Annotated in this window: 23 protein-coding genes; 9 read left to right on the forward strand and 14 right to left on the reverse strand. The window is 70.4% G+C overall.

Features of this window, described 5'->3' with window-relative positions; translation table 11 throughout:
• Nucleotides 1-48 precede the first annotated feature (48 nt).
• The 5 genes from E8A74_RS23715 to E8A74_RS23735 form a co-directional block, all read right to left on the reverse strand.
• Nucleotides 49-864 (reverse strand): carboxypeptidase regulatory-like domain-containing protein, encoded by an 816-nt coding sequence (locus E8A74_RS23715; protein ID WP_136931334.1) that lies wholly within the window; start codon nt 862-864, stop codon nt 49-51.
• Nucleotides 865-987: 123 nt separating this feature from the next.
• Nucleotides 988-2094, reverse strand: coding sequence for a hypothetical protein (locus E8A74_RS23720; RefSeq protein ID WP_136931335.1), 1107 nt, complete (start codon nt 2092-2094; stop codon nt 988-990).
• Between the two features lie 43 nt (nt 2095-2137).
• A complete protein-coding gene (locus E8A74_RS23725) occupies nt 2138-2641 on the reverse strand; it encodes a T3SS (YopN, CesT) and YbjN peptide-binding chaperone 1 (RefSeq protein WP_136931336.1) in 504 nt (167 codons plus the stop codon).
• A 278-nt stretch (nt 2642-2919) separates the two neighbouring features.
• Nucleotides 2920-4716, reverse strand: coding sequence for a hypothetical protein (locus E8A74_RS23730; RefSeq protein WP_136931337.1), 1797 nt, complete (start codon nt 4714-4716; stop codon nt 2920-2922).
• 311 nt (nt 4717-5027) lie between these two features.
• A complete protein-coding gene (locus E8A74_RS23735) occupies nt 5028-5873 on the reverse strand; it encodes an SDR family NAD(P)-dependent oxidoreductase (protein WP_136931338.1) in 846 nt (281 codons plus the stop codon).
• Nucleotides 5874-5950: 77 nt separating this feature from the next.
• Here E8A74_RS23735 and E8A74_RS52595 point away from each other — a divergent pair, with 77 nt between their 5' ends.
• From E8A74_RS52595 to E8A74_RS23750, 4 genes are read left to right on the forward strand one after another with little or no spacing between them, the layout of a single operon-like run.
• On the forward strand, nt 5951-6121 hold the full coding sequence (locus E8A74_RS52595) for a hypothetical protein (protein ID WP_170229319.1): 171 nt from the start codon (nt 5951-5953) through the stop codon (nt 6119-6121).
• Between the two features lie 13 nt (nt 6122-6134).
• Nucleotides 6135-7160 (forward strand): lysylphosphatidylglycerol synthase transmembrane domain-containing protein, encoded by a 1026-nt coding sequence (locus tag E8A74_RS23740; RefSeq protein ID WP_136931339.1) that lies wholly within the window; start codon nt 6135-6137, stop codon nt 7158-7160.
• A 19-nt stretch (nt 7161-7179) separates the two neighbouring features.
• Nucleotides 7180-7779, forward strand: coding sequence for an SMI1/KNR4 family protein (locus E8A74_RS23745; RefSeq protein ID WP_136931340.1), 600 nt, complete (start codon nt 7180-7182; stop codon nt 7777-7779).
• A gap of 12 nt (nt 7780-7791) precedes the next feature.
• Entirely contained in the window at nt 7792-8778 is a 987-nt protein-coding gene (locus tag E8A74_RS23750) for an RluA family pseudouridine synthase (protein ID WP_136931341.1), read from the forward strand.
• Between the two features lie 7 nt (nt 8779-8785).
• Here E8A74_RS23750 and E8A74_RS23755 read toward each other — a convergent pair whose 3' ends face one another.
• The gene (locus E8A74_RS23755; RefSeq protein ID WP_136931342.1) at nt 8786-9049 is read right to left on the reverse strand and encodes a hypothetical protein; all 264 of its coding nucleotides are present in this window, start codon (nt 9047-9049) and stop codon (nt 8786-8788) included.
• A 508-nt stretch (nt 9050-9557) separates the two neighbouring features.
• Between E8A74_RS23755 and E8A74_RS23760 the strand changes: the two genes are divergently transcribed.
• The 3 genes from E8A74_RS23760 (at nt 9558) to E8A74_RS23770 (ending at nt 10928) form a co-directional block, all read left to right on the forward strand.
• Nucleotides 9558-10271: a hypothetical protein gene (locus E8A74_RS23760; RefSeq protein ID WP_136931343.1), complete on the forward strand. Its 714-nt coding sequence runs from the start codon at nt 9558-9560 to the stop codon at nt 10269-10271.
• A gap of 116 nt (nt 10272-10387) precedes the next feature.
• Nucleotides 10388-10639, forward strand: a complete 252-nt coding sequence (locus tag E8A74_RS23765) for an addiction module protein (protein WP_136931344.1) — start codon at nt 10388-10390, stop codon at nt 10637-10639.
• Entirely contained in the window at nt 10617-10928 is a 312-nt protein-coding gene (locus E8A74_RS23770) for a type II toxin-antitoxin system RelE/ParE family toxin (protein WP_136931345.1), read from the forward strand. Before E8A74_RS23765 ends, E8A74_RS23770 begins: the two co-directional genes overlap by 23 nt.
• On the opposite strand, the gene E8A74_RS23775 is transcribed toward E8A74_RS23770, so the two are convergent.
• Nucleotides 10912-12312 (reverse strand): glycosyltransferase family 39 protein, encoded by a 1401-nt coding sequence (locus E8A74_RS23775; protein WP_136931346.1) that lies wholly within the window; start codon nt 12310-12312, stop codon nt 10912-10914. The two genes, E8A74_RS23770 and E8A74_RS23775, sit on opposite strands and share 17 nt — an antisense overlap.
• Nucleotides 12309-12926, reverse strand: a complete 618-nt coding sequence (locus E8A74_RS23780) for a Maf family protein (protein WP_136931347.1) — start codon at nt 12924-12926, stop codon at nt 12309-12311. Before E8A74_RS23780 ends, E8A74_RS23775 begins: the two co-directional genes overlap by 4 nt.
• A 186-nt stretch (nt 12927-13112) precedes the next feature.
• Here E8A74_RS23780 and E8A74_RS23785 point away from each other — a divergent pair, with 186 nt between their 5' ends.
• Nucleotides 13113-15107 carry an OmpA family protein gene (locus E8A74_RS23785; RefSeq protein ID WP_136931348.1) on the forward strand — a complete coding sequence of 665 codons (1995 nt, stop codon included), beginning with the start codon at nt 13113-13115 and terminating at the stop codon, nt 15105-15107.
• Nucleotides 15104-15982 (forward strand): PPC domain-containing DNA-binding protein, encoded by an 879-nt coding sequence (locus E8A74_RS23790; RefSeq protein WP_136931349.1) that lies wholly within the window; start codon nt 15104-15106, stop codon nt 15980-15982. The genes E8A74_RS23785 and E8A74_RS23790 overlap by 4 nt, the downstream gene beginning before the upstream one ends.
• A gap of 105 nt (nt 15983-16087) precedes the next feature.
• Here the strand turns inward: E8A74_RS23790 and E8A74_RS23795 are convergent, their stop codons facing one another.
• The 6 genes from E8A74_RS23795 to E8A74_RS23820 all read right to left on the reverse strand — a co-directional run bounded on the left by E8A74_RS23795 (nt 16088) and on the right by E8A74_RS23820 (nt 21308).
• A complete protein-coding gene (locus E8A74_RS23795) occupies nt 16088-16678 on the reverse strand; it encodes a polysaccharide biosynthesis/export family protein (protein WP_136931350.1) in 591 nt (196 codons plus the stop codon).
• Nucleotides 16678-18114, reverse strand: a complete 1437-nt coding sequence (locus E8A74_RS23800) for a hypothetical protein (RefSeq protein WP_232379716.1) — start codon at nt 18112-18114, stop codon at nt 16678-16680. Before E8A74_RS23800 ends, E8A74_RS23795 begins: the two co-directional genes overlap by 1 nt.
• Nucleotides 18115-18151: 37 nt before the next feature.
• The gene (locus tag E8A74_RS23805) at nt 18152-18730 is read right to left on the reverse strand and encodes a hypothetical protein (protein ID WP_136931351.1); all 579 of its coding nucleotides are present in this window, start codon (nt 18728-18730) and stop codon (nt 18152-18154) included.
• A 197-nt stretch (nt 18731-18927) separates the two neighbouring features.
• Nucleotides 18928-20355, reverse strand: a complete 1428-nt coding sequence (locus E8A74_RS23810; RefSeq protein ID WP_136931352.1) for an AgmX/PglI C-terminal domain-containing protein — start codon at nt 20353-20355, stop codon at nt 18928-18930.
• Nucleotides 20356-20452: 97 nt separating this feature from the next.
• The gene (locus tag E8A74_RS23815; protein ID WP_136931353.1) at nt 20453-21034 is read right to left on the reverse strand and encodes a hypothetical protein; all 582 of its coding nucleotides are present in this window, start codon (nt 21032-21034) and stop codon (nt 20453-20455) included.
• 22 nt (nt 21035-21056) lie between these two features.
• Nucleotides 21057-21308, reverse strand: a complete 252-nt coding sequence (locus E8A74_RS23820) for a hypothetical protein (protein WP_136931354.1) — start codon at nt 21306-21308, stop codon at nt 21057-21059.
• Between the last annotated feature and the right edge of the window lie 12 nt (nt 21309-21320).

The following is a 21320-nucleotide window of genomic DNA, read 5'->3' on the forward strand; positions in this document are numbered from 1 at the left end:
CCAGCGCGATCGTGGGGTCAACCCAGGTTCGAGACAACGGGGTCGGGCCTACCAAAGTCCCTGGAGCTCGCCCTGGTTTTCGGTGGGCTCCGGCTCGGTGCCGTCGAACGAGAAGACGACCTCGAGCGTCTGCCCGTCGGTCACCGTCACCTCCTGCGTCTTCAGGCCGTACCGGGCGTGAAACGCCTCCAGCCGAACCTTGCCGGCCGGCACGCGATCGATACGAAACGCCCCATCCGCGCCGCTCACCGCGAAGAACGGATGATCGGTGACCACGACGAAGCTCCGCATCCAGGGGTGGATGTCGCATCCGAACCGTACGATGCCGGAGGGCGGCAAGCGCTTCGCGATCGGCGGCGATCCCATCGCCGTCGCCTCGTTGAAGACCGTCTCCGCGCCGAGGTACGTGTGCACGTTGTGCAGCGTCCGGTCGCTGTTCTTCACGACGATCTCCTGCCCGCTGAGCACGCCCTGGATCCGCGGCACGTACATGCAGTCTTGCTGATCCACGGTCGCGGCCGGCGGCACCTCGTAGCGCCCCTCGAAACTCTTCGGCGCGATGCGGACGAGCACGTCCTTCAGCTTGCCCCCCTGGACGATCACGGCGTCGTGGACGAGCTGTTTGTCCTTGCAGACGTCGGTCGCCTGCGCGCGCTTCGCGGGCACCTTCATCTCGGGCGGCGCGCCCGTGAAGCGCACTTCGCCGCGCAGCGTCGCGCTGCCGAGCTTGCCCGCCGGGGCCGCGCTCGCCGTCGCGGACGCCGCGGGCGATGACGAGCTCCCCGTCTCCTTCTGACATCCCGCCGCGAAGGCGAGCAGAGCCACGACCGAAGGGACGATCCAGGCTGTTCGATGGGTGGTCATGTTCGCCGTGTGCGCCGCGGGAGGGGCCGAGCGAGCGCTCCCCGCGTCCTAGTGAACGCCTCGCGGCACGTCAACGGCAGGGCGCGGGTTCGTCCCGCTGGTTTCGCAAGAAAAGCGAAGACCTCAGCTCGGCCGCGCGCCCTTCGCCTCCCCGCTCGCCCCGGGGCCTTCCTCCGGCGTCGACTCCGCGCGTGTGATCGCGGCCCAGAGCCCCCGATGATCCCGCGACGCGAGCACCGTCGCGAGCGACGCGAGCACGAGCGCGAGCGCGCAAAGCGGCACGTCCGGCGCGCCCCGCGCCACGAGCAGGAGCGCGATCGCCCCCGAGAGCGCCGGCGTCAGCGTGCGCGTCGCGAGCGCCGCGACCGCGAGCGCAGGCGCCGCGAAGGCGACGAACGTCGCGACCACGGGCGAAGCCAACGGCTCGGGCCGCAACACCAGGTTCTTCGCGGCGCGCGCGAGCAGCACACTCACCGCGGCCGCCTCGTCGGACGTCCCCGCCAGCGCTTGCCGCGTCGCGAAGAGCGCGACCGCGAGCGCCGCGAGCGTGGCCGGACTCGTGAGCTTCTTCCCGCGCGACGCGACGAACCCCACGGCCACGGCCATCGCCGCGCCGTCGAGCAAAAGCCCCACCGTCGAGACCCCACGCGCGATCCGCGCGAGCGACTCCGGCGCCGCGCCGCCCCGCATCACGAGGAGCACCGACGCAACCCGCGCGAGCCCGCCGAGCCCGAGAAGCCCCAGCATCACGGCCGTCGCCCGCGCGAACGGCGTCCGCATCGTGTCCCAGGCCGCGAGGAGCGCGAGCGCGCATGCGACGCCCCCGACGAGCACGAGCGACGCCTCCGGCACGCGCGACGCCGACGCCGAGAGCGTCACGAGCACGACGAGCCCGCTCGCGAAGACGGCGCCGAAACGCACCACCGCTGGCAGCCCTGCGCGCAGCGCGGAGAGGCCGAGCGCCATGGCGCCCACGGTCGCGAGGATCAGGAAAAACTGCGACATCGCCGCGCCCGCGAGCTCGAGGTAGTCGCCCGCCTTGCCGAGCCCGACGGCCAGGCCTCGCACCGAGGGGCCGAACGCACGTCCGAGCAGCATCGCGAGCACCCCGAACGCCGCGAGCGGCCGGACGAACGCGAGCACGCCCAAGCTCGCCTTGGGCTCGGGACGCGCAGGCGGGGCGGCTCGGGGCGCTTCGGGGGCTTCGGTGCTTTCGCCTTCCGTGCTCATCGAGGTCGGGCTCGCCGCGAGCGGCTCCCTGCAAGATGCAGGCTCACGCGTCGCTCCAGTCGCGTGGGTGGACCGTATCGTCGAAGAACTCCGACGCCGCGGAGGCGTCGATCAGGTCCTGCATGCGATGCCCGCCGAACTCCTCGAAGATCCGGTCGTCGTACTCGTCGGCGATGACTGACATGTCGCGCAGCGCGGCGAGGATCTCGTCCGGATCGAGCGTCTCGCCGCCGAGCAGCGTGTGCACGAGGACCACGCACGCGCCCTGCGCGACGTAGCCGAAGGCCCCGAACCGGAGGCGCGCGTTCATGCGCAGGAGCTTCATCGCGAGGTCGGGCGTCATCTCGACCCCGCGGACGAGCTGCGCCACGAACCGCACGACGGCGCGGTCGGGCTCCCACGGGAGGATCTGGATGTAGATGTACGCCGTCCCCTGCCGGACCACGTAAAAGCGCGGCTCGACACGGACGAAAGCCGGCGAGTCCGCGAGCGTTTGCTCTATCCGCGCGATGCTCACGCGAGCGGCGGATGCAGCGTCCTTGGACATCGGGGGCGATGCTACCAGCTTCGGGGCGGGCCGTCTCGCGTTGTCCTAGACAAACCTGCATCGCTTGGGGCTGCGCTCGGCAAGCCGAGCTACGCCCCAAACCCCGTCCACGCTTGGGGCTACGCTCGGCAAGCCCCCTTGCCGCCCCGCGTGCTCAGAGGGTGTTCCACAGGCGTCGCGAGCGGCTCGAGGCTAGGGAGGCCGAGCGAGGCGTACTCTGTACGTCGAGCGAGGCCGACTGACGCATCGAGCCGCGCAGCAGCCTGGGGAACACCCTCTCAGCGAGTCGGGACAGGAAGGAGCGGCGGTGGGCCGCGTCGCTCATCCGAGGGCGTCAGCGTCGGCGCGCGCGGCGGACCGACCGGGGAGACGCTGCCGCCGCCCTTCGGGTTGGGCAGGATGTACGGGAACGCATTGCGCGTGCTGCATGCATCCACCGGATCGCGGTGGAACTCCCAGTGCAGGTACACCCTGCCGTCGTGCGAGACGATCGCCTCGGGCGCCTTCCCGAACGGCGACGAGCGGTTCATCGAGTTCAGCGCGACGATGTCGAAGGCCGTCATCCCGCTCGCCTTCGTCACGCCCATCTTCACGATCTTCCCCTCGTCCTTGCTCAGCACGATCTCGAGGTGCGTGACGAGGTTCTTGTTCAGCGCGTGCTCCTGCGGGAGGTTGTCGAGCGACGCGAGGAACTCCTCGGCGAAGATCGGGTGCAGGCGGTTGTGGATCGTGTTCAGGTACGTCGCGAACGCGGACTGCGCGGCGTTCAGCGCCGTCTGGTTGCCGACCTTCACCGTCGGCTCGTAGTTCTCGATCGCCGCCTTGTACTTGCCGAAGTTGTTCTTCTCCCACTTGCCGCGGTGCGCGCTGCGCCGCGCCGCACCGTCGGCCGCGCGCTCGGCTTCGAGTTTTTCCCGACCGACCGAGGCCTCGAAGCCCGCGTGCGAGAGGTTCAGGTTTGGCCCGCCCGCGATCCCGGGCGCGCCGAGGCCCACGGAGCCGACCTTCACCGGAGCCTGGTAAGGCGCCGGTTGCCGCTTCTTTCCGGCCCTTCGGCTCTTGCCGTCGCCGCCGGGGTTCGCCGGATCCATCGTGAAGCCGCCGGGGCCCGCGCCTGCGACGACCTCGGGTGACGCGGGGCCCGCGCCGCCGGGGCTCGGGGGCGGACCTGCGGGCGCCTTCGGCGTGTTCGCACCTCCACCGCCGGTCGTTCCGCCGGGCGCCATGGGCGGCGGCGACGTCCGCGCGATCGCCGCGGGCGGCGCCGGCCTCGCCGTGTGGTGATGCTCGGCGCTCTCGCTGTGATCCCTCGACTCGCCCGGCGCCTTGTTCGAGCCGGCCTTCTGCTCGCTGTCGGCGACCTTCTCGTGGTCGTCGTTCCCCTCGCCGGACGTCGCGGGCTTCTTCATTGCGCCCGCGTTCGGGTTCGCATGATCCTGATCATGCGACCGGAGACGCGCGACCGTCTCCTCCTTCACGGTATTCGCCTGATCCGCGATGCGGCTCGCGTCGGGGTTGTCCTTCTGGTTCGGATCGACGTGCTGGCGCACGGCGATCCGACGATCCGGCTCGATCGGCTTCGGCGGCTCCTGCTTCGCGACCTCTTCGGTCGGCGGCGGAGGCGGCGGCGGCGGAGGTGGCGGTGGAGGCGGCGGCGCCACGAGCGGAGGCGGCGGCGGGACCACCTTCGGCTCCACCTTCGGAGGTTCGACCTTGGGCGGTTCGACCTTGGGCGGCTCGACCTTCTTCTCCGGCGGAGGTGGCTTGATCTTGGGCGGCTTCGGCGGCTCCGGCACGGCGTCCGGATCCGGCTTCTCTTCGTCCTTGGTGTCGTCGGCCTTGTCCTCGGGCGCCTCCGCTTCCTGCGGCGAAGGCGTCGCGGGCGTATCCACGAGGATCTCGAACTGCGTGTCCTGGGGACGAAGCCCTGTGCGGACCGCATCGACGAGCGAACGGATCTGCGCGCGATCCTCGACGACCTGCGCCACCTCCACCGCGCCATTGCCGCCTGCCCAGTGGACGACGATGGCCGCAGAGATCCAGAGCAGCAGGGGGATGTGGGCTTCGCGCGACATGCCGGTTCGTGAGGCTCCCGGGGCGGAAGGGGCAGATCGTGGGGACGAACCCAGCACCCACCCATTCGACGTGGCCGGGACACTTCCCCCGGCAAAACGACGAGTTACCCAGCGACGAAGTCCTGAGCGAAAGCCCACGACGACGGCCGCCGAACATCGAAACTAGCATTCGTGTCCGAGCCCAGCAACGACCGGGATGGTCGAAACGGGCTGTTCCGGGCGGGATTTGGCCGAAGAACGGGCGGCGTTCGTGAGCCTCGGCGCAGAGCACGGGCGGAAACCAGCGAAGAACGTCGGCCGCCCGCCCGTCGTCAGACCTTCGTGATCGCCTCCCAGTGATCGGCGATCTCCTGGGCCGTCCACGCGGCGCCCTCGTCTTTGAACTTTCCCGCGCTTTGCACGACCTTGTAGGCGAAGACCTGCGAGCCCGTCACGGCGAGGACGTGCCCCGTCCGATCCGCACAAAGGTCCGAGCCCAAAAAGAGCGCCGCGGGCGCGATGTGCTCGGGCGTGAGCGACTCCATGCCGGCCTGGAACATCGGGAGATCCTCGGTCATGCGCGTCTTCGCCACCGGCGCGAGCGCGTTCACCGTGATGCGATGCTTCTGCAGCTCGATCGCGGCGGTGCGCGTAAAGCCGTAAATGCCGGCCTTCGCGGCCGCGTAGTTCGATTGCCCGAAGTTGCCGACCATGCCCGACACGCTCGTCGTGTTGACGACGCGCCCGCCGCCGCCCTGCGCGATCATCTGCTTCACCACCGCCTGCGTGACGAGGAACGTGCCCCGGAGGTGCACGGCGATGACGCTGTCCCACTGCTCCTCGTCGAGCTTGAGCAACGTCTTGTCCCGCAGGATGCCCGCGTTGTTGACGAGGACGTCGATGCGGCCGAACGCGTCGAGCGCGGTCTTCACGATGCCCGCTGCGCCCGCGGCCGTCGCCACCGTGTCGAAGTTCGCGACCGCGACGCCGCCCGCGGCCGTGATCTCCTCCACGACCTTGCGCGCCATGGCGTCACTTCCGCCGGTTCCGTCGCGCGCGCCGCCGACGTCGTTGACGACCACCTTCGCGCCTTCCTGGGCGAAGAGAAGCGCCTCGGCGCGGCCGATCCCGCCGCCTGCGCCCGTGATGATTGCCACCTTGCCGTCGAGCAGACCCATCCTCGTTCCTCCTTATCGACGCGCGAACAATACCGCTTCTTGCCCTTCCCCCTAGGCCCGTGTAACGACGAGCCCGCGTGAGCTCGCTGCAGACGAGAACCGAGCGCCCCCCCGAGGGCCTCGCCCGTGGAGTCGTGGTCGCGCCCAAGTGGGCCGTCGCCGCGCTCGGCGCCGCCGTCGTGCTCGGCGCGATCATCTACCTCGTCGTGCGCGTCCGCCGCGCGCGGAAAAGCCTGAGATCGCCTTGATCGGAGCGGAGACTTGAACAAGCTGGTCCGCCGCGTCGTGGCGGTGATGCTGCTCGGCGTCGTCCTCTACGGCGGCCTCGTCCTCTACCGTGACGCGAACCTCATCGCCGCGCGCCTCTCGACCTACGCCTGGTCCACGTTCGCCCTCGCCTGCGCGCTCGCCCTCGGCAACTACCTCCTGCGTTACCTCAAGTGGGAGTACTACCTCGCGCGGCTCGACATCCGCGGCGTACCCAAGCTCGAGAGCTTGCTCGTCTACCTCTCGGGCTTCGTCCTGACGGTCACGCCGGGCAAGGTCGGCGAGGTCTTCAAGTCGCTGATCCTGTTCCAGCTCCGCAAGGTGCCGATCGAGCGCACCGCGCCCATCGTCATCGCCGAGCGCGTGACCGATCTCATCGGCGTGATCGCGATCATCGCGATCGGCAGCGCGAGCTTCCCCGGCGGCGCGCTCTGGGCCGGCCTCGGCGCGGCGACCGTCGTCGTGCTCCTCGTCTTCGTCTCGGTCCCCGCCGTGAGCGGGGCCGTCATGCGCCTCCTGCCCAAGCTCCCCGGGCCGCTCGGGCGCGTGGGCGGCAAGGTCGCGCCGAAGATCAACGAGGCGCTCCACGGCCTGCGCACGATCGTCTCGCCCGCGCAGCTCGTGTGGCCGACGCTCCTCTCGATCGTCGCGTGGTCGCTCGAAGGCGTGGCGCTTTGGGTGATCCTGCGCGGCTTCGGCGAGCAGGCGTCCATGTCGCTCGCGATGTTCTTCTACTCGACGGCGACGCTCGCGGGCGCGCTCGTGCCGGTCCCGGGCGGGCTCGGCGTGACGGAAAAGCTGCTCGAAGAGCAGATGGCGCGGCTCGGCGGCGTGGAGGCGGCGACGGCGACGGCGGCGATGATCCTCGTGCGCTTTGCCACCTTGTGGTTTGCCGTCGCGGTCGGTTTCGCCGCGCTCGGGCTGCTCCGGGCCAAACACGGCGCGGCCGTGCTCGGCGGCGAACCCGCGCCCGAAGACCCGGAAGCACAACGGAAACTCTTGACAGAACGCACGCCTTGACGGTCGGCTACGCGGAGACATGGCGACCATCGAACGAGGCATCGGGCTTGTCCAGCGCGTCATCGCGGAGCTTTCGAAGCACCCGGAGGGGGCAGACGTGGTCGGCGCGAGCGCGGCTGCGCTCGACGCGCTCGAGTCCAAGCTGATGGTGGAGCTGCCGCCCTCCTTGCGGACGTTCCTCGCCTACGACTTCACCTTCGCGAGCTTCGGCAAGCGCTTCAAAGGCCGGCACCGCTTCGGCGAGGACCCGCGCGCGCCGCAGCCGAAGATCACCTCGGTCCGCAAGCTCGCGGAGTCGATGGTCGAGCTCGGATGGACCGACGCGCGCATCCGCGGCAAGGTCGTGCGCCTGCCGAACAAGCCGGGCCAGCCCTGGAACGCGCTCTACCTCGGCGAGGCGCGGCGCGACGGCGAGCTCGTCATCCTGGGCCTGGATCACGACGAGACGAACGTGCGCGTCTTCCCGCGGTACACGGCCTTCGACCTCTACCTCGGGCACCAGCTCGGCTTGCTCAAGCTCCGCCAGAGCATGATGCTCGACGATCTCGACTCGCACCTCGCGCACAACCCCGAGCTCGTGTCGCGCGACGAGGACGAGGACGAGAGCACGGACTACTGATTCGCTCTCGTGATGCGACGCGCGCCCGAGCCCCTCGTCACCTCGTCGTTCGAAGCGAGCGCGACCGATCCGCGCGACCGGCTGGACAAGCTCGTCGTATGCCTGCTGGAAAAATCAGGCACGGCCGCGTCCCGTGCCGCGGTGCAGCGCTGGATCGAACACGGGCGTGTGCTCGTCGACGGAAAACCCGCCCGCGCGTCGATGGCCGTCGCCGCGGGCGCGCGGATCGACGTGACGCCGGAGCCGCCGGAGCCGACGCGCGCCGAGCCGGACGCGTCGATCCCGCTCGCCGTGGTGTACGAGGACGCGCACCTCGTCGTGATCGACAAGCCCGCGGGGCTCGTGGTGCATCCGGCGAAGGGGCACGCGAGCGGGACGCTGGTCAACGCGCTGCTCGGCCGCGGCGGCTTCGAACGTGCGGGCGCCGATCCGCTCGATCCCGCGGGGCATTTGCGGCCCGGGATCGTGCATCGCCTCGACAAGGACACGAGCGGGCTGCTCGTCGTGGCGAAGGACGCGGAGACACGCGAGGCGCTGAAGGCGCGCTTCGCGAAACACGACATCGAGCGCGAGTACGTGGCCGTCGTCGTGGGCGAGGCGAAGGAGGCGACGTTCGAGTCGCTCCACGGCCGTCACCCGACGGATCGGCTGCGCTTCACGACGCACGTGCAGGAGGGCAAGCGCGCGGTGACACGTGTGCACGTGCTCGAGCGGCTCGGGCCGGCGACGCTCGTCGCGTGCCGTCTGGAGACGGGGCGCACGCACCAGATCCGCGTGCACCTCGCGGAGCGGGGGAAGACGCCGATCCTCGGCGATGCGTTGTACGGCAAGACGCCCCGGGATCCGGGGCTGCGGACGCTCGCGGCGTCGCTCGGGCGTCAGGCGTTGCATGCGCGGGTGCTCGGCTTCGAGCACCCGGCGACGGGCAACCGTCTGCACTTCGAAAGCCCGATCCCCGCGGACATGGCCCGCGTGATCGAGGCGCTGCGCAAGCGCTGAGCGACGGCTACCAGATCTTCGACTTCACGTGCCCCTTCGACTTCACGAGGATGTCGACGATGGCACGGTCGTAAAAATTCTTGGCGTAGAGGTCGGGGGAGACGCGGCTCTTGTAGAGGGCGCGTCCCTCCTCGATCTCTTCGGCGAGGACGGTGAAGAGATCGTCGTTCTGGATCCCCTGGACGATCTTCTCTTCGTTGTAGAGCGAGAGGTCGCTCGCGATGGCGCGCGCCAAACGGCGGGCGGCCTCCTCGGTCTCGATCAGCGGCATCGGGTCGTCTCCTCCGAACCTCGAACTGGGGGCGTCTCGGTAGAGCCCACGGGCGCAAGAATGCTCGGGTTTGCCGAGCGTGTCAAAGTCGCGGTGATCCGGCCGCCGGGGGCGAACCCCGAGAGGCGACGGCGCGGCGCAGAAGCGTAAGGCATCCCACGGGGATCGGGATCTGGACGATGCAGAGGTGCATCGAGGGTTGACGGCGGGCACCTCGGCGAGGCGCGGAGGTCCCGCCGATCGGGACGGGCCCCGCGTCCGCGCGTTGCGGAGGGTCGATCGTGCGCGCCTGGAAGGAGGTCTGCGCGGCGCAGGAGGGGATCCCGGCGCGGCGGCGAGGGGATCTGCGGGTCGCGGAGGTGCTTTCGTGCGTGGTTGCTCACATGTCTGCACGGGCCAGATGCGTCTCCGATCGCGCGGGGGTCCTCACCTGCGTGCGCGGGGATGGTGTGGGGACCTTGTCAGACAGAACCCGCATGGTTAAGCCCTTCTGTCCTTGGAGGCGCGTATGACGGATCGGCACATCGACGATGGCGAGGTCAGCGAATACGGCAGGCACTTCGTGACGGAGGCGAAGAAGCTCGTGGGGGCTTCGGATCTCGTCGACATCGAGAAGGTGGTCGCGCGGGTGCTCGGCGCGGTGGAGGGGGTGGAGACCGAGCTCGCGAAGGCGAGGAGCCTGCGGAGCGAGGTGCGCACGGAGCGCGGAGGGACAGGCGAGGCGGAAGAGGCGGTGCGCGAGGTGGTGACGCGGTTTCACGCGTATCTGCGGTCTCTCCCGAAGGGGACGAGCTTCGACTTCGAGGCATTTTTCCCGGGGAAGAAGCTCGGCGAGGTCGCGGCGCTGAAGCCGGCGGATCTCGGGGCCAAGGCGGCGGACGTGATGCGCGGGTTCGATGTCGCGCGGAACGCGGGGCTCGATGCGTTCGCGCCGTGGAAGCAGGAGATCGCCGGGGCACGCGCGGCGCTCGACGGGGCGCTGTCGGGCAAGAGCGGCGCGGCGAATCGATCGATGACGGCGACGGCAGGGCTCAGCGCGGCGCGGGCGCACTTTCTGAAGGTGTACAACCAGGTGGCGAAGCCGATCGTGCGCGGGGTTTTGAATGAGCTCGGCCGGGGAGACGAATACAAGCTGTTCTTCAAGGATTTGACGGTGCAGGAGGGGCGGGGGCGCGGAGGGAATGGGAGCGAAGCGAACGCGGAGGAGGAACAAGCGCCATGAGCCACGTCCATGTGCACGAAATCATGCGCAGCGATGAGGACGGCAGGCGGCTCGGGCTCCAGGGGGGCACGCATGAGGGGGACGGCGGGGGACCCGCGCCGTGCTACCTTTTCGGCATGTCCACGCAAGAGATGCTCGCCTACATGCTGAAGCTCCCTCGCGAAGAGCGGGTGCAGGTCACACAGGCGCTCCTCCTCAGCTTGGAAATCCTCGATGAAGAGGAGATCGCGGCGACGTGGGCACCCGAGCTGGAGCGCCGGTCGCGCGAGGTCGCAGAGGGAACGGCCCAGACGATCGAATGGGGCGGCGTGCAGACGGAACTTCTGAACGAGCTCGCGGAGCGTCGTGCGCGTCGAGCTACACCCTGAAGCGCGCAACGACCTTCGCGCAGCAGCCCTCTGGTACGACGAGATGAACCCCGGGCTCGGGGTCGAGTTCGTCGGCGTTATCTCGCGGGTGCTCGAACGGATCGGAGCCGCCCCCGCGTCCTTTCCGGTTTGGCCCGGCACGGAAGGCGGGCCCTCGATCATTCGCAGAGCCCTCGTCGATCGCTTTCCTTACGCGGTCGGGTTCGAGGTTCACCCCGAGCACGTGCTCGTGCTCGCCATCCCCCACACACGGCGTCGCCCCCTGGAGTGGCTCAGGCACGCGTTCTGAAGCCCGCCAACACGAGCCCCGCCATCCCCGCCAGCAGCGGAAACGTCACGAGCCCATAACGGCCCGCGCCGAAAAAGACGGCGTGGGTCAAGAGCGTCGCGCCGAGGACGGTCACCGCGGCCGCAGGCAGGACGGGGCCTCGAAGCAGGGTTCGGCCGCCGAAGAGCGCCGCGACGACGAGCGCGGCGTAGGCGACCCACGCGTGCACCAGGAACAGGAAGACGAGCCCGACCCCCACGACGGCGCGCGTCGCGATGCGTCGGGCGCGGCTCTCCGCCGACGCGCGCGCGAGGCCGAGGAGCGCGAGGCCGAGGACGCCGCGCTCATACACGGTCTCGACCACGCCGAGGCCGAGCTTGCAGCGGTCGCCGCAAGCCGCGCCGTTCGATTCGTGCAGGTACCAGCCGGCGGCGCCGCAGTAGTCGAAGGTCGCGGCGAGTTTTCTCGGGACGAGCGAGAGCCACGCGCCCGGGTGCTCGGTGATGTAGAGCGTGGCCGCGCGGCCGAAACAGGCGTCCTTGCCGGCCTCGTCCCAGACCTCGCGGCACGCGTCCGGGACCTTGATCGGCGACCACGCGCCGGTGGACGCGGGATCCGCACCGATGAGCAGGTTCCAGCCGCCGTTGACGCTGACGAGCGCGCACCGGTTCATGCGCTCGCAGTTGCGGATCGTCCACGGCGCGCACACGGCGAGGGCGCAGGCCGTCGCGAGCGCGGCGAAGCCGAGCGTGGCCCGACGCGCGCGGGGGCCCGCGAGGGGCGCGAGCGCGAGGAGCGCGAAGAGCGGCGCGAAGACGAGGCTCTGCGGACGAACGAGCGTGGCGAGGCCAACGACGACGCCGAGGAGAGCCGTACGTGCCGCGATCGTACGTCGCGCGCCGAGCGGCACGGCGTCGCGCACCCACGCGGCCGCCCACGCGGCGCACGCGACGAGCGAGGCCGTGACGCCTTCGCTCATGAGCGCAGGCGTGTACGCGACGAGGCCAGGATGCAGCGCGGCGAGCAGGCCCGCGGCGAGCGCCGCGCCAGGGGGAGCCGCGCGCGCGGCCAGGCGATGGACGGCGACGGCCGCGAGCGCGCCGAGCAGAGCGTTGAGCGTCATGGCGACGCCCGGATGCGCGCCGAAGATCGCGTACGCCCCGCCGAGGAGCGCGGGGTATCCGACGGGGTAATGCGCGGCGTACGTGACGACGCCGTCGGGCCAGAGCCACGTGTAGCCGAGGCCCGCGGCGACACGCTCGGCGATGCGGTGATAGAAGGTGCCGTCCGCGGTCGGCGGGAACCGCGACGCGGCCCAGGCGACGACGGCGAGACGCGCGAGCAGCGCAGCCGCGAGCACGATCCAGGTGTCCCGGCGGCGGGGCGAGGCGCGCTCGGACGTCACGCGATCGGGGGGCGCGGGAAACGCCCGAGCAGGCCCGCGGCGCGCAAGGCGACGATCACCTCGCACGCAGGCAGTCCCACGACGTTGGAGTACGAACCTTCGATGCGCTCCACGGCAAAACTCCCGATGCCCTGGATCGCGTACGCGCCCGCCTTGTCGAGGCCCTCGCCGGTCGCGGCGTAGGCCTTGATCTCGTCCGCGTCGAGCGCGCGAAAAAAGACACGCGTGCGCACCGTCTCCGCGTGGACGGCCCGCGTAAGATCCGCGCCGGAGGCGATGGCGAAGCGGGTCCAGACCTCGTGCTCGCGCCCCGATAGGGCCGTGAGCATGGCCCGTGCTTCCGCGTCGTCCGCAGGCTTGCCGAGCGCGGTCTCGCCGAGGATCACCGACGTGTCGGCCACGAGCACCGCGCCCACGGCGACCGCGTGCGGCGTCGCGGCGGCGAGCTTGTCCGCCACGATCCGCTCGAGGTAGGGCCGCGGCCCCTCCCCCGGCCGCAGGCGCTCGTCGACGTCGAGGGAGACGACCCGCAAGGGCAGGCCAAACGTCGCCAGGATCTCGCGGCGCCGCGGCGACGCCGAGCCCAGCAGCAAGGGGTGCGTTTCGTCGATCATGGCGAGGTTCGGGGCCTTCGTTGCGTGCCTGTCCTACCACGGCTTTCTCGCCGTGACAGGCCCGCCGCGTTTGCCGTTTTGACTCCGGACGGGAAAGGAGTAGACGTGCTGCGCGCGCCGTACGCCGGACGCGTCCGCTTTTGCGGGCACGGTAGGCGCTGGGACCGGGCCCGGATTCGACTTGCCATGACATTCCTTCCTGCCCAGAAGCCCCACCGCCTTCGCTTGTTCGGCTCGCTGCTCGCGGCCGCCTCCACGCTCTCACTCGCGCCGGCAGATGCCCACGCGCAGTGTGATCCGAAGGCCGAGCGGAGCGGCTGCATCAACGCGGACAACCTCTGGGTGCACGCCGGCGCAGGGCCCTTCCTCTCGCTCGGCGCGCCCCTGCTCGCGCCCTCCGGAAAAGCCTCGTTCGGGCTCGCGCTGAGCTACCTGTCGCGGCCGATCGGGCTGCGCGTCGCGTCAGCGGATCCCGAGGGGACCGTCGTCCCCGTCATCGACAACGCCGTGAACGCGACCTTCCTGTGGTCGCTCGGCGTGCACGATCGGCTCGAGATCACGGCCGCGCTCCCGATCACGTTCTACCAAGACGGCACCGGCCTCGGCGTGGCGACGGCGAGCGACGAGGAGCTGCCGCGGAGCTCGATGCGCGACGTGCGCTTCGGCTTCGCCGCGTCGATCCTGCCGCGGCCGCGCGCAGGCAGCGCCGACGGCGCGAGCGTCATCGGCCGCTTCGAGCTCGCCGTGCCCGCAGGCGACGCGCAGGCGTTCGCGAGTGGCCGGACGATCACGTGGTTCCCCTCGATCCTCGCGTCCTACCGCCGCGGCCGCTTCGAGGCCGGCGTCGAGGCGAGCGCGCGCGTCCGCGGCGAGGCGCGCCTGGCGAACGCGCGCATCGGCTCGCAGCTCGGCGGCTCGCTCGGCGCGTCGTTCGACGTCCTGCAAGACGGCTGGCTCACGGCGGCCGGCGAGGCGTTCGTCTTGTACAACTTCGCCGCGCAGAACCCGCCCACGCGCACGGTCGATCAACCCGAGAGCCCCGCGTTCGTGCCCGCGGAGTGGATCCTCTCGGCGACGACAGCGCCGATCCTCGGCGGCGACATGTCGTTCACGATCTCCGGCGGCGGGCCGATCCCGTTCTCGTCCGAGGCCGCGGTGACGACGCCGCGCTTCCGCTTCGGGCTCGCCGCGCGGTACGCGCCCACGGGCCGCGACATGGACAGCGACGGCGTGCTCGACCGCGACGACAAATGCGTGAAGGTCGCCGAGGACCGCGACGGCTTCGAGGACGGCGACGGCTGCCCCGATCTCGACAACGACAACGATCGCATCCCCGACACGCAGGATCGCTGCCGCGACGCAGCCGAGACCGTGGACGGCTTCAAGGACGACGACGGCTGCCCCGATCCCGACGACGACGAGGACGGCGTGCTCGACGAGGCCGACGCGTGCCGCAACGAGGCCGAGGACAAGGACGGCTTCGAGGACGACGACGGCTGCCCCGATCCCGACAACGACGGCGATGGGCTGCTCGACAAGGTCGATCGTTGCCCGAACGGCGCCGAGGACAAAGACGGCTTCAAGGACGACGACGGCTGCCCCGATCCCGACAACGATCTCGATCAGGTCCTCGACGCGGCCGATCAGTGCCCCGACGCGCGCGAGGATCTCGACGGCTTCCAGGACGACGACGGTTGCCCCGAGGTCGACAACGACGAGGACGGCATCGCCGACAAGGCGGACAAGTGCCCGCTCCAGGCCGAGACGATCGACGGCAAGGACGACGCGGACGGCTGCCCCGAGGCGGGCGCGAAGTCGCTCGTGCGCTGGTCGGGGGATCGCATCGTCGCGGAGGCGCCAGCGCGGTTCGCCCCGGGCAAGGCGGACGTGGCCAAGCCGATGGAGGAGATGCTGCGGCAGATGGCGCAGCTCGCCGCGGGCCGCGCTCCGATCGCCACGATCGTCATCGAGGGGTATGCCGACCGAGCCGGCGACGAGTCACCGAGGGCCATGGAGCTCGCCGAGAAGCGCGCGATCGCGGTGAAGGACGCGCTCGTGGCCGCCGGTCTGCCGGCGGATCGCATCACGGCGGCGACGGGGGATGCGGGGGAAAAGCGCGCTGCGAACGTGACGCAGTTCGAGATCACGGTGCAGCGGGACAAACGAGGAAAGCGTAGATGAACGTCGTCGAATCGAGGGGGATTCGCCATCTGGTCGTCAGGGCCGAGAATGGCGAGGAAGTACCGCGCGGGCTGGCCCGCGCGCTCGAAGAGGCGTCTGCCAAGGCTGGCCGACTGTCGGGAACGGGCGTGCTCGACAGCGTCGAGCTCGCGAGCGTCGGCGCGGAAGGCGCGCGCGTGACGCGGCGGATCGAAGCGCCCGTGATGGCCGTCTCGATCACGGGCAACATCGCGCAGGAGGGCGCGGCCGTGAGCGTGCGGCTTTATGCCACGCTCGTGCAGGAGAGCCCGTTCGGCCTCCAGACGGTCGCCGGCGAGATCGTCTCGGCGCGCGCGCTCTCGCTGGAGATCTTCGCGACCGCGCTCGACGACGTCGCGCTCGTGCGGCAGGGCGACGATCGCTCCTTCACCGCTTCCGCCTCGGCGCAGCCGCAGGTGCAAGCGCAACCGCAAGCGCAAGCGCAGGCCCCTGCCCCTGCCCCTGCTCCGGCTCCGGCTCCGGCCCCCGCGCCTGCTCCGGCGCGCACCGCGGCGCCCGCACCGCGCATCACGCACCCGGAGTCGCCGCGCGCGCCCTCCCCATTCCCTGCGGCCGCGCCGGCCGCGCCGGCCGATCTCCCGACGGCACCGACGCCGCTCACGCGGCCGACGCAGCAGCGCGACGATGTCGAGATCTACCCGGACACGGGGGACCTCGTGAACCACTTCCACTTCGGCGAGTGCGAGATCATCAGCTCCGACGGCGAGCGCATCCGGCTGCGGCAGGAGAAGGACAGTCGCGTGCGCGAGGTCGCGCTCGGCATGCTCAAGATCGAAGCGCCGACGACCGATCCCGCCACGGGCAAGCGCCACTTCCGCCTGTCCCGCAAGCACTGACCCGCCACGAAAAACAGCAGCCCCCACGCCGAGTAGGCCCGAACGCAGCGAAGCGGCGTGAGGGCCTTAGGGTGCGCCCCGTCGAGGGCGCACCCTCCCCAAACCTCACCACACACGCTGCGGAATGTTGATCGAGTCGCCCGCCTGGAGGGGGACGTTGGGGATCGTGTTGTCGATGATGTCCTCGACGCTCACGGTGACGACACGTGTCTTGTCCCCGATCTGACGGCGGATCGTGACCCTGTCGCGGGCGGCCATCTGGTTGAAGCCGCCCGCGAGCGAGATCGCGCGGAGCAACGTCATGCCGGGCTCGAAGCGCAACGAGCCCGCGCGCTGCACCTCGCCGAGCACCTCGACGCGCTTGGAGTTGTACTCCTTCACGCTCACGCTCACGATCGGGTCGGTCAGGATCTCGCCCTCGATGAGCCGCTTGCGCACGGCCTCGGCGATCTGCTGCGGCTCGAGCCCCCCGACCTTGAGGCGCTTGATGTAGGGCAGATCGACGGTGCCGTCGGGCGCGACCGTGAACGTCGTGGGCAGGTTGTCCTCGCGCACGATGCGCATCTCGAACACGTCGCCCGCGCCCACGGTCTCGTTGCTCACGGGGGCTGGCAGATCTGCGGGGCGTGGACGCCCGCCGCAGGCGACGAACGCGGCGCCGAGCGCGAGCGTCGCGAGGAGGTCGCGCCTCCGCATCACATGAGCCAGCGGGCGCCCAGGTAGGCCTCGAACTGCTGCCACTGGAGCTTGTCCTCGCCGATGCCGGGGATGGTGAGAGAGTTGTCGCTGATGCGCGAGTTGTAGTGCAGCGTCGTGTTGATGCCGAACGCGTCCTTGAAGCGATACTCGGCGAAGCCCGAGGCGTCGATGCGGACGTCGGTCCAGGGGTTCTCCTGGATGCTCGGCGTGTTGATCGTCGGGTTGACGAGCGCGCCCACGCCGACGTCGACGATCACGACGAAACGGCCGCCGAAGAAATACGTGAGCTTCAGGTAGCCGCGATCGCGCTCGAAGTACGAGCCGATGTACGAGTCGTAGAAGTCACGCGTGAAGCCGAGCGAGACGGACGAGAGCGTCGTGCTCGCGGCTTGTGGATCGACGCTCGGGTTCGGCGTGAGGAAGTAACGGAGCTCGGCCTGGCCGATGAGGCTGTCGAAGTCCTGCACGGTCTCGGCTGTCTCGGTGGAGCTCGGGTCGTAGAAGCTCGCGCCCCAGCCGGCCATGATCAGCGCGCCGAAGTTTTTCGTGATGAGGCCGTTGTAGCCGAGCTGCACGCGGAGCGGTGTCGAGCCCGTCTTCTCGCCTGCGTCGAGGTACTGAACGATGCCGATGCGGGCGTCGTAGAGGAGCGCGGAGCGCGGCAGGAAGCGCCAGCGGCCTCGCGTCTGGAAGGTGTGGTGGATGTTCGTCAGGCCGGAGAAACGGCCCGATTCGAAGACCGTGCCGGCGAAGTTGTAGCCGAGGCGCCAGTCGAGCAGGCCGCTGCCCGGGTTCCAGACGAGCTCGGCCCCCGCGGTCGGCGTGAAGCGGTTGTAGCTCTCGGAAAAATCGTCGCGGATTACGCCTTCCTGCGTGGGCTGGATAAGGCGCCCGACGCTCGCGTAGAGCGAGCCCGACCAGGGGCGCGTGGGCAGGATGTTGAGGCGCATGTCGAACAGGCCGCTGAAGTTGCGCTGCTGCCACATGCGCTCCTTGCCCTCGGCGGGGCCGGAGACCGGGAAAAACTCGTTGTAGGTGACCGAGAGACCGCCGGAGAACTCGGCCGTGGGCGGGGCCTGCGAGGCGCCGCCGGCCTTGCGTTGCGGTCCGAGGGTCGAGAACGAGAACGACGGCGTCACGCGCAGGCGCATCGCGCCCACGGGCTCGCCCGCCGCGTCGCCCTCGCTCGCACGCAGGAAGAAGTTCGAGTCGTAGCCGAACTCGAGGGCGACGCCCGGGTGCAGCTCGTAGTCGCCGACGCGGTAGCCCGGGCCCACGGTGAAGCGGCGATCGGCGAGCCAGGGTTGGTCCTGCCCTGCCGCCGTCGTGGGCGCGAGGGTCGCGAGGGCGAGTGCTGCAGCCAGGGGCTTGGGGCGTAGGACGCCGGAGGCGATCCGTAGCCCCAAACGTTGAACGAGGCCGCGCTTCTTCATGGGATCCGGTGAAGCTCCGTTGGTCCGGACCAACGCGTCACTTGATCACGCTCGCAGAGGGCGGCGGCTCCACGATGACGACGACAGGCGGGTAAAAGGCCGGATCGTCGGGGATGCCGGGATCGATCTGCGTGACGGTCGACGTCTCGCCGAGGATGTCGGCGTCTTTCCCGATGCACTGGTTCGCCTCGGCCGTGATCTGCTCGACGCGCTGCCGGAGGACGCCGAGGATCGTGAACTCGTGGGACGACAGATCCGCGTCGTCGCGCTTCACCGCGAGATCGAGCGCCTGCCTGCGCTCACGCGCGCTGCGCAAGGTCACGTCGATCTGGTTGAGTTTGTCGTTCAGGCAGAGCGTCTTCACGACGTCGCGCTGCGCCCGCGCCTCTTCGAGCAGACGCCGCACGACGCTGCGCGCGCTTTCCATGCGCCCGATGTACGTATCCGTCTCCTGGAGCTGCTGCGCCGGCGTCAGCGTGACCTGACGCTGAAGGCCCGCGTTCGTGTCAGGCGGCGCGGGCGGCGTGCCTTGCGCCTGCGCAGACGCGATGCCGGCCCCGACGAGCAGCGAAAGCGCGCAAAGCGCGCCGAAGCCGAGCATCCGTTCTCGCTGCATCGAAGTCCTCCAAGGGGGCCAGACGGGGTCACTATAGAAGCGGCCGAGCGCACCTGTCAACGCGGGCAGGTGAAGAAACCCCGGGAAATCCAGCCGTTTGCGCGGCCAGGGCGGGACGGTCTCTCGGGGGGTTCTGTTGCGGCGCGCGGGAGGAACATTCACGCGCCCCGGACGCGAGCAGGATCAAAACGCGGACGTCACTGGCTGACGAAGGAGACGGGGATGACGACCGTCGCGCCGCCGCCCTCGGGGGGCGAGAACTGCGCGCTCTGCACGCGCGCGACGACGCACGAGACGACCTCGCCCGAGAGGCCACCGCCGCCCGAGGGCGACGCGGAGAGGACCTCGCCGTTCGGGCCGATCTTCGCGGTGATGCGCACCGAGCCCTTCATCGTCGGGTCGGCCTGCAGGCCGCGGTTGTAACAACGCCGGAAGCCCGCGGCCATGCCGGCCACGACGGACGATGCGTTCGCGACATTGCCGCCGGAGACCGCTGCGCCGCCGACGTTCGCGCTGCCCGTCGGACCCTTGACCGTCTTCGCCGCGCCTTGTGCGCTCGACGCGGCCGCCGCCTGTGTGTCGCCGATGTTCGCGAGCCCGCCGCCGCCGGCCGCGCCGGGGCGCACGGTGCCGCCGCCGGCCGCGCCGAGGTTCAAGCCCGCGATGCCGCCGAGGCCCGCGCCCGCGCCCGAGGCCGCCGCGTTGTCGAGCAGGCCGAGCGGGACGTCGCCGCGATCGAGGACGCCGGCCGTCGCGTTGCCCGCGGCGTTCAGGGCGCCGAGCATCTGCATGTCGAGCTGGTTCAGCTCGTTGGCGATCGCCGAGGCGCGCGTGTCGCTGATCTTGCCGCCCGCGCCCTTCGCCGCGGACGCGCCCGCCGAAGGCTTGGGCGCTTCGGCCGCCGCGGTCGAAGCCTGCGTCGGCTGATCGTTCGTCTCCTTCGGCTGCTCGACCGGCGGCGGCGGGGGCAAGCTCCGCACGGTCTCGAGGATCTGCGCGACGTCCACCTCGTCGTTGACGAGCGGATCCATCCAGTCCGAGTAGATGGTGCCGACCGCGCCGAAGTGCAGGAGGAACGAGAACGCCGCGATGATCGTGGTGGTCCAGTCGATCGACTGGACGAAGCCGCCGCGCACCGACGCGGGGAGCTGCGGCTTCGGCTGAGGCGGCGGCGCGGCGACGAACTGGAAGAGGAAGGTCGTGTCGCCGACGACGATCTTGCCGCGGGCGTCGTCGCTGAGCGGCACCTGGAAGGCCTGCACCTGGCCGAGGCTGACCTTCTTGGCCTGCGATTTCAGCGAGGCGAGGTCACTCACGCCGGTCTTCAGCGCGATGCGGCCGGCCATGCCATCGAGGAAGTTCAGCGCGTATTCGTTGCCGACGAGCTCGAAGAGCCGGAAGCTCGGCGGCACGTTCTTGTTCGGCGTGACGAACATGCTCTTTTCGCTGGGGCCGATGGTGACGTGGGTGCGCTGCTTGATGATGCGCTCCTCGATCACCTTGCCGCCCTGGACGACCCCGACGCGCAGGACCTTCGGGCCCGTCGCCTGGTTCATGGCCCGCATGACTGCGGTCATCTGACCGGGCTTCGTCCCGGACCCCGTCTGCGTCGTCGTCTGCGTCATGAAAAGGGCCTCCGCCTGGGGCGATGAAGACGCCCAGCCGACACGGAAGTTTCATCGGAAGGGTACACAACGGCGAGAGATCGGTAAAGCGCGCGGCTCACGCGCCGCGTCTTCGGCCTGGACGAGGCGCTCGCGGAGGGGCGCCCGGGGCGAGCCGGTCGCGGAGGCCGAGGGTGTCGACGAGGGCGTCGACGGCCTTGCGCTGGTCGTCGGCGAGCTCGCGGGCGCGGCGACCGAGGGCGGCGCAGGTGGCCGCGGCGCCGAGCCCGAGGACGAGGAGCGCGGGCACGGCGAAGGAGATCGAGCCGGGGCGGAGGAGGACGGTGATCACCGCGAGGAAGAGGCCTCCGTAGGCCGCGATGCGCGTGGCAGCGCCGGGCCAGGATGCGGTCGCGTCGAGGGCGAGCTCGATCTCGGCGAGGAGCTCGTCGACGGCGGCGCCGCGGGCGTCTTCGGAGGCGTCTTCGGAGGCCTCGATCAACGCGGCGAGGCGGCGCTCGGCGCTGCCCTCCGGCGCACGCGCGGCGAGGGCCGCAGCGCGTTCGTTCACGGGGACGCGCTTCAACGCGACGAGGAGCTCGGCGGCTTTGCCGGAGGTCGCGCGGCGAACGCGCGCGAGGTGCGCCCACGCGAGGAGCACGGAGGCGAACGTGATGAGGACGCCGAGCGCGAGAATCAAGCGTCGAGGCGAGATCGTTGGATCAGAAAGGATCCTTGAAGATGGCCTCCTCGATGCGATCGAGGAAAGGCTGCCGGAGCTCCGCGAGCGTCAGCTTCGGCTGGATGCGGCTCACGTCGACGGCGGCGATCGGCTTCTCGATGCGGCCGGTGATCGTGACCTCCGACAGCGTGATCGCGCCGCGAGGTTTTTTGTCCTTTTCCTGCGCCTCGGCGGTTCGTACCGACGAACCGAGGACCACGAGCCCGGCGAGGATCAGCATCGCTCTCCGCATGCGCGACCTCCG

The sequence above is a fragment of the Polyangium fumosum genome (assembly GCF_005144585.1).
Taxonomy (GTDB): Bacteria; Myxococcota_A; Polyangia; order Polyangiales; family Polyangiaceae; genus Polyangium; species Polyangium fumosum.

Excerpts from the sequence above, each read along its gene's own strand:
- E8A74_RS23715 (WP_136931334.1), bottom strand. The coding sequence starts at position 864 with ATGACCACCCATCGAACAGCCTGGATCGTCCCTTCGGTCGTGGCTCTG.
- E8A74_RS23720 (WP_136931335.1), bottom strand. The coding sequence starts at position 2,094 with ATGAGCACGGAAGGCGAAAGCACCGAAGCCCCCGAAGCGCCCCGAGCC.
- E8A74_RS23725 (WP_136931336.1), bottom strand. The coding sequence starts at position 2,641 with ATGTCCAAGGACGCTGCATCCGCCGCTCGCGTGAGCATCGCGCGGATA.
- E8A74_RS23730 (WP_136931337.1), bottom strand. The coding sequence starts at position 4,716 with ATGTCGCGCGAAGCCCACATCCCCCTGCTGCTCTGGATCTCTGCGGCC.
- E8A74_RS23735 (WP_136931338.1), bottom strand. The coding sequence starts at position 5,873 with ATGGGTCTGCTCGACGGCAAGGTGGCAATCATCACGGGCGCAGGCGGC.
- E8A74_RS23745 (WP_136931340.1), top strand. The coding sequence starts at position 7,180 with ATGGCGACCATCGAACGAGGCATCGGGCTTGTCCAGCGCGTCATCGCG.
- E8A74_RS23750 (WP_136931341.1), top strand. The coding sequence starts at position 7,792 with ATGCGACGCGCGCCCGAGCCCCTCGTCACCTCGTCGTTCGAAGCGAGC.
- E8A74_RS23755 (WP_136931342.1), bottom strand. The coding sequence starts at position 9,049 with ATGCCGCTGATCGAGACCGAGGAGGCCGCCCGCCGTTTGGCGCGCGCC.
- E8A74_RS23760 (WP_136931343.1), top strand. The coding sequence starts at position 9,558 with ATGACGGATCGGCACATCGACGATGGCGAGGTCAGCGAATACGGCAGG.
- E8A74_RS23765 (WP_136931344.1), top strand. The coding sequence starts at position 10,388 with ATGTCCACGCAAGAGATGCTCGCCTACATGCTGAAGCTCCCTCGCGAA.
- E8A74_RS23780 (WP_136931347.1), bottom strand. The coding sequence starts at position 12,926 with ATGATCGACGAAACGCACCCCTTGCTGCTGGGCTCGGCGTCGCCGCGG.
- E8A74_RS23785 (WP_136931348.1), top strand. The coding sequence starts at position 13,113 with ATGACATTCCTTCCTGCCCAGAAGCCCCACCGCCTTCGCTTGTTCGGC.
- E8A74_RS23790 (WP_136931349.1), top strand. The coding sequence starts at position 15,104 with ATGAACGTCGTCGAATCGAGGGGGATTCGCCATCTGGTCGTCAGGGCC.
- E8A74_RS23795 (WP_136931350.1), bottom strand. The coding sequence starts at position 16,678 with ATGCGGAGGCGCGACCTCCTCGCGACGCTCGCGCTCGGCGCCGCGTTC.
- E8A74_RS23800 (WP_232379716.1), bottom strand. The coding sequence starts at position 18,114 with ATGAAGAAGCGCGGCCTCGTTCAACGTTTGGGGCTACGGATCGCCTCC.
- E8A74_RS23805 (WP_136931351.1), bottom strand. The coding sequence starts at position 18,730 with ATGCAGCGAGAACGGATGCTCGGCTTCGGCGCGCTTTGCGCGCTTTCG.
- E8A74_RS23810 (WP_136931352.1), bottom strand. The coding sequence starts at position 20,355 with ATGACGCAGACGACGACGCAGACGGGGTCCGGGACGAAGCCCGGTCAG.
- E8A74_RS23820 (WP_136931354.1), bottom strand. The coding sequence starts at position 21,308 with ATGCGGAGAGCGATGCTGATCCTCGCCGGGCTCGTGGTCCTCGGTTCG.